This is a genomic window from Streptomyces rugosispiralis, from assembly GCF_024505145.1.
Classification (GTDB): Bacteria; Actinomycetota; Actinomycetes; order Streptomycetales; family Streptomycetaceae; genus Streptomyces; species Streptomyces rugosispiralis.
The window spans coordinates 141,889-154,025 of record NZ_JANIAA010000002.1 but is presented as its reverse complement, the minus strand read 5'-3'; the positions used below and the strand labels follow the sequence as shown (position 1 = coordinate 154,025).

Genomic DNA, 12,137 nt, shown 5'->3' with positions numbered 1-12,137 from the left:
TGACACCGCGTCGCGGCGGCCGAGGGCGGGCGTGACCGGTCACCAGCCGCTGACGCGGTTCCACACGGTCTGGACGGTGAGCGCGTCCGTCGCCGTCCGGCCGCTGTCGATGACGTGGTAGCCGCGGTGCTGCGCGGCGGTGGCGCAGGCGTGGTTGGGCAGGATGCGCAGACGGGTGCCGATGGGCAGGTCGGGCAGGGTGGCGCCGTCGCGGGCGGTGACGGTGCCGTGCTCCTGGCTCGCGGCGCTCATGACCAGGCCGGGGATCGGGCGCCCCGCCAGGTCGGTGACCAGGCCGTACCCCTGGTCCTGGGGCTGGGCCGCCGTACCGCGGTCGCGGGACAGCGCCATCCAGCCGCCGTCGGTGACGATCCAGCCGTACTCGGGGCGGTGTCCGATGACGGTGACGACGACCGACAGCGCGAGGTCGTCGATCCGGCACACTCCGAGACCGGCCATCACCAGGTCGAAGAACACGTAGTTGCCGGCGCGCAGTTCGGTGACGCCGGTGAGGTCCTCGGCGGCGTGCGCGGTGGGCGTCGAGCCGACGCTGACGGTCGCGACGGGCAGCCCGGCGGCGCGCAGCCTCTCGGCGGCGGCGACGGCGGTGTCGCGCTCGTTCCTCGCCGCCAGCCGCCGCTCCTCCGCCGGACGACCGCCCGGACCGGCAGCCACTCGGCCAGCTCGCGCGCGGGGCCGCCGGGGCCACCGGCCGCCCGGAGGGGCCGAGCGACGCCGCGGCGGTGAGTTCGCTCGCCGCGCGCCGCGGCCGGGACCTGGCGGCCGAAGGAGTCTGCGTCCTGCCGATGGGCGGCGCCATGAGCGTCGGACGCTTCGCCCGCCTCCTGGGGCCACCCGGCCTGGGCCTCCGCCTCACCGGACTGTGTGACGAGGGGGAGCGTCGCTTCTACACCCGTGGTCTGGAGCGGGCCGGCGCGGCTCGGCAGGAGTTCTTCGTCTGCGCGGCGGATCTGGAGGACGAGCTCATCCGCGCGCTGGGCGTGACCCGGGTGGCGGAACTCGTCCGGGCGGAGGGCGACCTGCGCGCCCTGCGGACCTTCCTGCACCAGCCCGCGCAGCAGGGCCGCACCTCCCAGCAGCAGTTGCGGCGCTTCCTCGGTACGAAGAAGGGGCGCAAGATCCACTACGGCCGCGTCCTCGCCGAGGCACTCGACAACGATCGCGTACCCGCGCCACTCGACGCCCTGCTCACCAGCCTCTGACCTCCGGAGGCCCGGTGAGCGCCCGGCGGACTCAGGCCATGCCGTTCGGCCCGGAAATCCGCGACCGTGCCCGACCGGACGTCACGATGTGACGTCCACCAGGACCTTGCCGACCGCGCCGCCCTCCACCGCCCGGTGCGCGTCGGCGGTGCGGTCGAGCGGAAAGCGGACCAGCGGCAGGCCGTGCTCCTCGCCGACCGGCAGCGCGCCGTCGCCCACCGCGCCGAGGATCTCGTCCACGCCGCCGGTCCGCGTCAGCCGCCCCGACGCGTCGAGCTGATGTCTGGGCAGCGGCAGACGGGCCGCTTGGCCAGGATCGTCCAGCAGCCCCGCCTGGCGGATCCAGTGGCCCACGTCGTTCGGGGAGGTCAGCGGCTCCGTACGGAGGCCGCGTCGCCACAGCTTGGTGCCCGCCAGGTCGAGGCAGAGGCGAACCCAGACAGCCCATCCCTGCCACCGTCACCTGTTTCGCGGGTTACGGCAGGATCAAGGGCCGATACGGCCCTTGCTGCGCATGGCGGCGCGGACGCGTTCCTCGGCGAGGCCGCGCCCGGCGATATGCGGGGTGGTGGCGCGGCGCCGGGCCTCTTCGAGAACGGTGACGGCGTTGGCGCGCAGCCGCTTGGAGATCGTCTCGAAGATGGTGGAGGTTTCGGGCCGGAAGCCGGAGTAGCGGGCGTCCATGGCGAAGGCGGCGGCGACGACGCCACCGGCGTTGGCCACGAAGTCGGGCAGGAGGGAGATGCCGCGTTCCGCGAGGATGGACTGTGCCCGCGGCGAGGTGGGCAGATTGGCGCCCTCCACGACCAGCTTGGCCTTGATCCGGTGGGCGGTTGTCTCGTCGATGACGTCCTGCAAGGCCGCCGGGACGAGGATGTCGCAGTCGACGGTGAGTTCCTGGCCGGGTGGAACGGCGATGCCCTGGTGGTGGCGGGTGACGAAGTCGTCCCCGTGCTCCTCCCTCGCGGTCCGCAGCGCGGGCACGTCGAGTCCGGCCGGATCGTGGAGGGCTCCCCTGGCGGTGGAGACGGCGACGACGGTGGCGCCGAGTTCGGCGAACCGCCCGGCGGCGGCATGGCCGACCGCTCCGAACCCCTGGATGGCGACCCGGGCGCCGCGGAGGGGAAGGCGGAGGTGCTGAGCGGCCGCGTCAGCGGCCTCGGCCACTCCGTAGCCGGTGACGCCGAGCTGGTCGTAGGCCACTCCCCCGAGATGGCCCGGGGTGCCGACAGCCGCGCCACGGTCGCCCAGCTCGTCCTGGATGATGGCCGCGTCGTTCTCGGTCAGGCCCATGTCGAGGCCCATGACGTATTCACGGGGCACCTCGTTGGACAGGGCGCGGGCGAAGGCGCGCAGGATCGCTTCCTTGCCGGGGGATGCCGGATCGGCGACGATGCCCGCTTTCGCGCCCCCGTAGAAGAGGTCGACACCGGCCCACTTCCACGTCATGACGCGGGCCAGCCGGGCCACTTCGCCGACGGAGACGGTCGGGCTCATCCGGGTGCCGCCCTTGCCGATGCCGCGGGCGGTGTTGTCGATGACCAGGACGCCCTTCATACCGGTACGTCGGTGGGAGACGACGACGATCTTCTCGGGTCCCCAGTCGTCGATGAGCGACAGTGCGTCAGTCACGGGGCGCTCCTCTGTCCATCGGCCAGGTTCGGCCTCGTCACCGCCACGATCCGGGGCCCCGGCCCGCCCCACAAGACCCAGCAGCACCAAGGTATTGACCCTTGAGCCACAGCGATGCTTACCCTGCGCCCGTTCCGGACTCCGGCGGGAGGTACGCGTTGCTCAAACCGCAGCATCTGCTCACCCTGACGGCCGTCGTGCGCACCGGCTCGTTCGTCATCGCGGCCCGCGAGCTCGGGTACACCGCCTCGGCGATCTCCCAGCAGGTATCGGCCCTGGAGAAGGCGACGGGGCTGGTGCTGTTCGAGTGGGAGGCGCACGGCGTCCGGGCGACCGCGGCCGCTCACCGGCTGGTCGACCTCAGTGTGCCGGTGCTGGCGGCCATGGACGACCTCGGCCATCAGGTGCGCCGGCTCGCCACCGGTGCCACGGCCCGGCTGCGGCTGGGAAGTTTCCCCACCGCCGGTGTCCGGCTCGTGCCACCGGCGCTGTCGGCCCTGACATCGGCCCACCCCCGGGCGCAGGTCCAGCTCGAGGAGGGCGAGCCGGAGGAGCTGGTCGCCGCGCTGCACGCCGGTGATCTGGATGTGGCGCTGGTGTACGAGTACGGGCTGAGCCCCCGGCAGTGGTCGGACGGCCTGGCCTGCCATCAGCTCGTACGCGAGGACCTCGTTCTGCTCAGGGCCCGCGACAGCGGTCTGAGCCCGCGTCTGGCCGGGCTCTCGCAGGCCCGCTGGATCACCAGCAGGGAAGGCACGGCCGGTGCCCTCTCACTCGCCCGGCTGTGCGCGGCGGCCGGTTTCGAGGCCGTGGTCGCCTTTCGCAGCAACGACTACGACGTCGTACGGGAGCTGGTGTCCGCGGGTCTCGGCGTGGCCGTCGTGCCGGGGCTCGGTCACTCGCCCGGCGACTCGGTGGAGGCGACTCGGCTGGCGCAGCGCCTGGCGTTCCGCCGCGTGATGGCCCTGCACCGCCATGAGAACACCAACCCGTTGCTGGACACGATGATCCGCGCGCTGCGCGGCGCGGTACCGGCGGACGAGCCGTATGCGCACGCCGCGCGGGACGAACAGCCGGACTAGGGTCCGTTGTCCGGCCGGCCTCGGCCACGATGCGGTCTTGACCAGGGGATCTCGTGAGGACTCATTGGTAGGGTCAGGATTGATGGCACATCAAATGACCTCCGCACCGACCGCCCCGTTCTCCCGCGAGGAGCAGTCCGGCGACATCGCCATCGTCGGGCTCAGCTGCCGACTGCCCGGTGGCATCACGGCGCCCGAGGGGCTGTGGGCCGCGCTCGCGGCCGGCCGCGATCTGGTCGGTGAGATACCCGCGGACCGGTTCGACGCGCGCCGGTTCGTGGACCCCGATCCACGGCGCCCCGGAAAGGCGTACACGACCGCGGGCGGATTCCTGGCGGACATCACCGGATTCGACGCCGCGTTCTTCGGGCTGTCGCCCCGCGAGGCGAGCCGGATGGACCCGCAGCAGCGGCTGCTGCTGGAGATGGCCAGGGAAGCCCTCGACGACGCCGGGATCGATCCGGGGACCCTCGCGGGTTCGGACTCCGGGGTCTATGTGGGGGTGAGCAACGCCAACTACGGCCAGCTCCAGTACGCCCGCCCGGAGGCGATCACGGCATACACGATGGCGGGGGCGGCGCTGGGCAACACCGCCAACCGGATCTCGCACCTGTTCGATCTGCGGGGGCCGTCCATGGCGGTGGACACCGCCTGTTCCTCCTCCCTGGTCGCCCTGCACCAGGCATGTGCCCAACTGCGCGGCGGCGACGGCGAAGTGGCGCTCGCGTGCGGGATCAACCTGCTGCTGAGCCCGGGGGATTTCATCGGGTTCTCCAAGGCGTCCATGCTCTCCCGCAGCGGCCGTTGCCGCTCCTTCTCCGCGGACGCCGACGGCTACGTACGCGCCGAGGGCGGCGCGGTGGTGGTGCTCAAGCGCCTCGCCGACGCCAAGGCGGACGGGGACACCGTGCACGCCGTGGTCCTCGGCACCGGAGTGGGCGCGGACGGGCGCACCCCCGGACTGTCGCTGCCCAGCGCGGAGGCCCAGGAGCGGCTGATGCGCCAGGTGCACCGCCGCGCCGGGGTGCGCCCCGAGGACGTGTCCTATGTGGAGGCACACGGCACCGGTACGCAGGCGGGCGACCCGATCGAATGCCGGGCGCTGGGCGACGCGCTCGGCGCGGGCCGGGGCACTCCGCTGCCCATCGGCTCGGTGAAGTCGAATCTCGGCCATCTGGAGTCCGGCGCGGGCATGGCCGGTCTGCTCAAATGCGTGCTGATGCTGCGCCACGGGGTGATTCCGGCGTCGCTGCACGCCGAACCGCTCAACCCAGCGATCGACTTCTCCGGGCTGGGTCTGGAGCCGGTGACCGCGCCACGCCCCCTGGCCCCGGGGGCCCTGGCGGTCAACTCGTTCGGCTTCGGCGGGGCCAACGCCCACGCCGTCCTCGGCCCACCGCCCGTACCCTCCGCGACCGCGCCGCCGGAGACGGCGTCCCTGCCGGTGGTGGTCTCGGCGGCCACCCCGGAGGCGCTCACCGAGGCCGTCACCCGCACCGCGGCCCGGCTCCGGGATGCCACCGACGCGTTCTACGACCTCGCCCACACCAGCTGTCTGCGGCGCGGACACCACCGTGAACGAGCCGCCGTCGTGGCGGACAGCGCCGAACAGGCCGCCGCACTGCTGGAGACGATCGCCGAGGGCACCCCGGGGGGCGGGGCAGCCGCACTCGGCGCGACCCCGGGGCCGGTGGCGTTCGTGTACTCCGGCAACGGCGCCCAGTGGGCGGGCATGGGCGCCGAACTCCTGGACGCCGAAGCGGCGTTCCGTGCCGCCGTCACCGAGGTGGACGCCGCACTGGCCGGGCACCTGGGCTGGTCGGTGCTGACGGAACTGAGGTCCGCGCGGCCGGAGCTGCACCGGACCGAGATCGCCCAGCCGCTGCTGTTCGCGGTGCAGATCGGGCTGACCGCGCTGCTGCGGGAGCGTGGCATCCGGCCCGCCGCGGTGGCGGGCCATTCGGTGGGCGAGGTGGCCGCGGCGTACGCCTGCGGGGCGCTGGATCTGGCGGCGGCCTGCCGCGTCATCGCCGAACGCGGCCTCGCGCAGGCGGAGACGGCGGGTGGCGGCCGGATGGCGGCGGTGGGGCTCCCCGCCGACGAGGTCGCCACGCTGATCGAAGGCCGGGACCTGGAGCTGGCCGGAGTGAACAGCCCCACCGATGTGACCCTCTCCGGGTCCGCCGAAGAACTCTCCGCGCTCGGCGACGAGTTGCTCCGCCGCGGGGTGTTCGTCCGGGAGCTGAACCTGGACTACGCCTTCCACAGCCGCTCGATGGAGCCGATCCGGGACCGGCTCCACACATCGCTGGCCGGGCTCGCGCCACGAGCCGGGACCGCGGCGTTCGTCTCCACCGTCACCGGCGGGACACTGCCGGGCACCGAGCTGGGCGGCGCGTACTGGTGGCGCAACATCCGGGAGCCGGTGCTGTTCGGCCCCGCCGTCACCACGCTGGCGGACGAACACGGCTGCGGCACCCTCGTGGAGATCGGCCCGCATCCGGTGCTGCTGGGCTATCTGCGCAGGCAGTGCGCCACCGCGGACCGGCCGGTGACCACCGTCGGCACCCTGTCCCGCGAGGCGGCGGGCGCCACCGCGGTGCGGACCACCTGCGCGGCCGTGCTCGCCGCCGGGGCCGAGGTGGACTGGGACACCTGGTTCCCGGTACCCGGCCGGGTGGTGCCGCTGCCCGCCTACCCGTGGCAGCGCGAACACCACCTCAACGGCGCCCCGGACTGGTGGACGGCGGGACCGGGTGGCGGCGGCCAGGAGTCGGGACACCAACTGCTCGGCGACCGGTTGCCGACCGTGGAACCCACCTGGCGGACCCCGGTCGAACCGTCCCGGCACGGCTGGATCGGCGACCACCGGATCAGCGGGTCGGTCGTGATGCCGGGCGCCGCCTACCTGGAGCTGGCGCTCGCGGCAGGGCGGACCCACCACGAGGGGGCCGTGGAGGTCACCGGCCTCGACATCGGCAAGGCGCTGGTCCTGCCGTGGGACGACCCCGACATGGACACCACCGTGCAGACCCACCTCGCCGGTGACGTACTCCGGGTAGCCTCCCGCCGGGGCGACGAGGACTGGCAGGAACACGCGAGGGCGCGGGTGCGCCGCCTGCACGGCGAGCCTCCCGGGCCCCTCGACGTGGCGGCCCTCCGCGCCGCCGCCCGCACCGAGATTTCCGGGGAACGGCACTACGCACGGATGCGGCAGGTCGAGCTGGCGTACGGGGAGGCGTTCCGCGGCGTCCAACGGCTCAGCGTGGCCGACGACACGGTGCTCGCCGACTACGCCAACCCCTCCGGGGCGCAGGGGTTCCACGCCCACCCGGCCCTGATCGACGCCACGCTGCAATCCATCGCGGCGCTGCTTCCGCACGCCGAGAACGGGCAGGTCCACCAGTTCCTGCCCGCCGAGCTGGAACGGGTCCGCTTCTGGCGCACCCCCGCCGACCAGGGCGTGGCACGGATCCGGGCACGCCGCCTGACACTGCGCGAGGCGGTGGTGGACATCACCGTCGCCGATCCGGACGGCACCGTCGCCATGGAGCTGCGCGGGGTCCACGTACGCCGCAACAAGGGAGCGGCGAGCGGCATCGACCGCATCGTCAGCACGCTCCGCGCCGCGCCGCTGCCCGGGGCCACCGGCCCGGCCGGACTGCCGACGGCCACCGCGCTCGCCGCCATGCGGGCCACCGAAGTGGCGGCGCTGGACGAGGCGGCCCGACGCCACGACGGCCCCACCTTCGTACGCCGGGTCAAACACCTGACCGGCCACTTCGTCACGGCCGCACTCGCCGAACTGGAGGAGCGGGGCGCGCGGCCGGCCGACCGGAGGCTGTACGAGAACCTGCGGGCGCTCGCCGAACGGGAGGGCGTGCTCGGCCGGACCCCGGAACCGGACCGCCTCCTCACCGAGTTGCTGCGCGACTTCCCCGCCATGGCCCCCGAACTGCTCCTGTACGCGCGCTGCGGCCCGCGGCTGGCCGGGGTGCTCACCGGTGACGTCGATCCGGTGCAGTTGCTCTTCTCGGACGCCGAACGCCTCGCCGAGCTGCACTACACCACCTCCGTGGTGCACCAGCACCTGAACCGGACGGCCGCGGAAATGGTCACCGCGCTGGTCGACGCCTGGCCCACGGACCGGCCACTGCGGATCCTGGAGGTCGGCGCGGGCACCGGCTCCACCACCGCCTGGCTGCTGCCCCGGCTGCCCGCCGACCGCACCACCTACGCCTACACGGACATCTCCAGCGCCTTCTTCCCCCGCGCCCGCCACCGGTTCGCCGACCACCCGTACCTCGACTACCGGACGCTGGATCTGGACCGGGACCCCGCCGAACAGGGCTTCGCGGCCGCCTCCTTCGACCTGGTCGTCGCCGCCAACGTGCTGCACGCCACCACCGATGTGCGCCGGGCGCTCGGCCACGTCGCCGAACTCCTCGACAGCGGTGGCCGATTGCTCGCCGTGGAGTTCCACGACAACGACCTCTTCGCCCCCTGCTACGGTCTGCTCCCCTCGGCCACCGGTTTCACCGACACCGATCTGCGCGAGGACACCCTGCTCGCCCGCGAGCGGTGGCCCGAGGTACTGCGCTCCGCCGGGTTCACCGACGTGGCGCAGCTCGGCGAGGAGCCCACCTGCTCGGTCCTCCTCGCCGACCGGGGGATGCGCGAGCGGCTCACGCCGGTGCCCGACGCCACCGCGCCCGGCCACTTCCTGGTGGCCACGGACGGACTCGACGACCTGGCCCGATCCGTGGTGGCACGACTGCGCGGTCCGGGCCGCTCGGTACGCCACATCGACGCCCCCGACAACGCCGCGCGCTGGGGCACCGCGCTGAACGACACCGACGAGAGCACCGGAATCCTGGTCATGCTCGGCGACGAAGCCGCCGGGGCCACGGATGACCCCGTCGGCCTGGTCGTCCGCCAGGCGGCGATACTCAGGGCGATGGTCACCGCCTGCCAGGCGCTGCCCGAGAGCCGCGGGGTACGCGCCTGGGTGCTGACACCCGGCGAGCACACCGCCGTCCCCGAACGCCCGGCCCCGGCCGCCGCCTGGGCCCAAGCACGCACCCTGACCAGCGAAAACCCCCTGCTGAGGATCCGCAGGATCGCGGTGGCCCGCAGCGCGACCGCGATGGACATCTGCGCGGAGCTGCTCGCCGGAACCGACGAGGACGAGGCCGTGCTCACCGCGGGCGGACGCTTCGTGCCACGGATCACCGAGCGCCGCCCCGCCACCCACGCCGTCCGCCCCTTCGCGCTGGCCGTGGCGGACGACGGACCCGCCTGGACGGCGGTGGCCGCACCGGAACCCGCACCGGGAGAAGTGGTCGTCGAGGTGCGGGCGGCGGCGCTCAACTACGCCGACATCATGGTCTCCCGCGGACTGGTACCGCCCATGGCCGAGACACCGGAGGCCGGAACCCCGCTGCTGGGCCTCGAATGCGCCGGAGTGGTGACCCACGTCGGCGCCGATGTGACCGACCGGGCCGTGGGCGACCGGGTGATGGTCGCCCAGTCCGGAGGCCTCGCCTCGCATATGCGCTGCCGGGCCCGGCTCACCATCCCCATCCCCGAGCACATGCCGTTCACCGAGGCGGCCACCATCCCGACGGTCTTCGCCACCGTGCACTACGGTCTCGACTACCTGGCCCGGCTCCGCCACGGCGAGACGATCCTCGTGCACGGCGCCGCCGGCGGAGTGGGACTGGCCGCGCTGCGCTACGCCGAACACGTCGGCGCCACCGTCATCGCCACCGCGGGCACCCCCGCCAAACGCCAGCTGCTGCGCCTGCTCGGCTACGAACACGTACTGGACTCGCGAAGCCTCGGCTTCGCCGACGAGGTCCTCGACATCACCGAGGGCCGCGGGGTGGACGTGGTGCTCAACTCGGTGGCGGGGGAGGCGCTGGGCCGCGGCATGGAACTGCTGCGCCCGCACGGCCGGTTCGTGGAACTCGGCAAGCGCGACATCCTCGCCGACAACCCGCTCGCCCTGCGGCCGTTCTCCCGTGACCTCTCCTTCTTCGGAGTCGACCTCACCAGCCTGCTCCAGGGCGACAGCCCGGTGGCCGGGCAGCTGATCGACGAGCTGGCCGAGCGCGTCGCATCCGGAACGTACCGGCCCCTGCCGCACCTCAGCTACCCGGCGGGCCAGATCGCCGACGCCATGGCGCTGCTGCGGGACTCCCGCCACATCGGCAAGCTCGTCATCACGCTCGACCCCGCGGAACCGGTCCCGGTACGCGTCCCACGACCGCCCGTGACCCTGGACCCGGAGGCGACGTACCTCGTCACCGGTGGTCTGGGCGGGTTCGGCGCCGCCACCGCCCGCTGGCTGGCCCGCTGCGGGGCACGCCATCTCGCGCTGGCCTCCCGCAGCGGCGCCGCCCACCCGGAGGCCGAGGCGGTGCTCGCCCGCGTCGCCGACGAGGGGGCGCGGGCCACCGCCTACGCCACCGACATCACCGACCCCGCGGCCACTCGGGAACTGGTGGCCGCGATCGACGCCACCGGCCATCCGCTGCGCGGAGTCGTCAACGCCGCCATGGTGCTCGACGATGTCCTCGACGACGCCACCGCCGTGGAGCTCGACGACGAGCGGACCCGCGCGGTGGTGAGCCCGAAACTCGACGGGACGGCACACCTGGACCGGCTCACCCGCGACCGGCCACTCGACTTCTTCGTCTTCTACAGCTCCATCTCCGCGCTCGCGGGCAACCTCCGGCAGAGCACCTACGCCGCGGGCAACCTGGCGGGCGAGGCGATCATCCGGCGGCGCCGGGCCGCTGGGCTGCCCGGACTGGCCGTGCAGTGGTGCGCCATCTCCGACACCGGCTACGCCGACCGGGCCGGCATGGTCGACACCATGCGGCAGGCCGGGTTCGGGGAACTCGACTCCACCACCGCCACCCGGATTCTCGGCGAGCTGATCACCGATCCCGACGCGGACGTCGTCATGGTGGGGAACACGGACTGGGCGCAGACCGCGAAGCTCCTCCCGGCCGTCGCCGCACCGCGCTTCGCCGAGATCCTGCCCGACCCGGACGCCGATCCCCATGACGCCGACCGGAACATACCGGAGCTGGTGCGCTCGGCCGACGAGCCGGAGGCGCTGGTCATCGTGACCGAGGTGCTGGTCTCGGCGCTGGCCGCGGTGTTGCACACCGCTCCGGAGCGGATCGACCCGGACACCCGGCTCGACCAGCTCGGCCTGGAGTCGCTGATGGCGGCCGAGCTGAGCTCCGTACTCCAGCGCAGGCTGGACTGCGTGGTCCCGACGATGGAACTGGCCACCGCGGCCGGTGTCCGGCAGCTCGCCCCACGCCTGCTCGGGCGGGTCAGGCGGGGCGCATGACACCGCGAGCACCGTTCCCCACCCCGGAACTCAATCGGCTCACCGATCGGCGGACCGCGCGGATCCGGCTCTACTGCGTACCGCCGTCCGGCACCGGATCGGAGTTCTTCCTGCCCTGGGTCGCCACGTTCTCCGAACTCTTCGACCTGGTCGCCGTCGACCTGCCCGGCCGCGGCACCCGCACCGGGGAAGCGTCGATCACCGACATCGGCTGGGCCGCCGCCGGCATCGCGGAAGCCATCGCCGGGGACCTGCGGCACCGGCCACCCGCCGACGGCTTCTACGCCGTCTTCGGCCACAGCTTCGGAGCACTGCTGGCCTTCGAGGCCACCCACCGGCTCCGATCGGAGTCGAGCACCGAACCGGACCTGCTCGCGCTGTCCGCCGTGCCACCGCCGAACCGCGACGGTCTCGACGACCACATCGCGCGCAACCTCGGCGCCGGGATCGCCGTCATCACCGAGACCATGGGCTGGGAGCAGCCTGCCGACGACGCGCTCACCCGGACCGTCTACACCCCGTTCCTGGCGGACGCCGTGGCGCTGCTGCAACACACCGGCCGGGCATGGCCACCGCTGCGCGGGCGGCTGAGCGTCTTCGGCGGACTCGACGACCCGATGGTCGACCCCGAGACGCTGCACGAGTGGGGCGCCTGTACGACCGCCGACACCCGGGTCCACCGCTTTCCCGGTGGCCATCACTATCTGCGTACCCAAGTGGCGGAGGTGGCCGGTCGGCTGACGGACGATCTGCTTGCCGCGTACCGGAGTCCGGCATCCGGCTAGGCCCCCGGCCGCACCCAGGTCTCCCGCTGGAGGAACGACATCGGCC

General features: G+C 73.4%; 4 protein-coding genes and 3 pseudogenes. 4 read left to right on the top strand and 3 right to left on the bottom strand.

What is annotated here, in order from left to right; all coding sequences use genetic code 11:
* Positions 1-39 precede the first annotated feature (39 nt).
* Positions 40-648 (bottom strand): annotated as a pseudogene (locus NP777_RS04670) (DSD1 family PLP-dependent enzyme); the annotation flags it as partial.
* 71 nt (positions 649-719) lie between these two features.
* Here NP777_RS04670 and NP777_RS04665 point away from each other — a divergent pair.
* Positions 720-1,223: pseudogene (locus NP777_RS04665) on the top strand (TOPRIM nucleotidyl transferase/hydrolase domain-containing protein); the annotation flags it as partial.
* Positions 1,224-1,304: 81 nt separating this feature from the next.
* On the opposite strand, the pseudogene NP777_RS04660 reads toward NP777_RS04665, so the two are convergent.
* Both NP777_RS04660 and NP777_RS04655 read right to left on the bottom strand, forming a co-directional pair.
* A pseudogene (locus tag NP777_RS04660) lies at positions 1,305-1,643 on the bottom strand (hypothetical protein); the annotation flags it as partial.
* A 66-nt stretch (positions 1,644-1,709) separates the two neighbouring features.
* Positions 1,710-2,855, bottom strand: a complete 1,146-nt coding sequence (locus NP777_RS04655; RefSeq protein ID WP_256648747.1) for a Glu/Leu/Phe/Val family dehydrogenase — start codon at positions 2,853-2,855, stop codon at positions 1,710-1,712.
* A gap of 158 nt (positions 2,856-3,013) precedes the next feature.
* Between NP777_RS04655 and NP777_RS04650 the strand changes: the two genes are divergently transcribed.
* From NP777_RS04650 to NP777_RS04640, 3 genes are all read left to right on the top strand, one after another.
* Positions 3,014-3,937, top strand: a complete 924-nt coding sequence (locus NP777_RS04650) for a LysR family transcriptional regulator (protein ID WP_256648746.1) — start codon at positions 3,014-3,016, stop codon at positions 3,935-3,937.
* Between the two features lie 94 nt (positions 3,938-4,031).
* On the top strand, positions 4,032-11,306 hold the full coding sequence (locus NP777_RS04645) for a type I polyketide synthase (protein ID WP_256648745.1): 7,275 nt from the start codon (positions 4,032-4,034) through the stop codon (positions 11,304-11,306).
* Positions 11,303-12,091 (top strand): thioesterase II family protein, encoded by a 789-nt coding sequence (locus NP777_RS04640; RefSeq protein WP_256648744.1) that lies wholly within the window; start codon positions 11,303-11,305, stop codon positions 12,089-12,091. The genes NP777_RS04645 and NP777_RS04640 overlap by 4 nt, the downstream gene beginning before the upstream one ends.
* The last annotated feature ends 46 nt before the right edge of the window (positions 12,092-12,137 follow it).

Coding starts and splice junctions, on each gene's coding strand:
- NP777_RS04645 (WP_256648745.1), top strand. CDS start 4,032: ATGACCTCCGCACCGACCGCCCCGTTCTCCCGCGAGGAGCAGTCCGGC.
- NP777_RS04640 (WP_256648744.1), top strand. CDS start 11,303: ATGACACCGCGAGCACCGTTCCCCACCCCGGAACTCAATCGGCTCACC.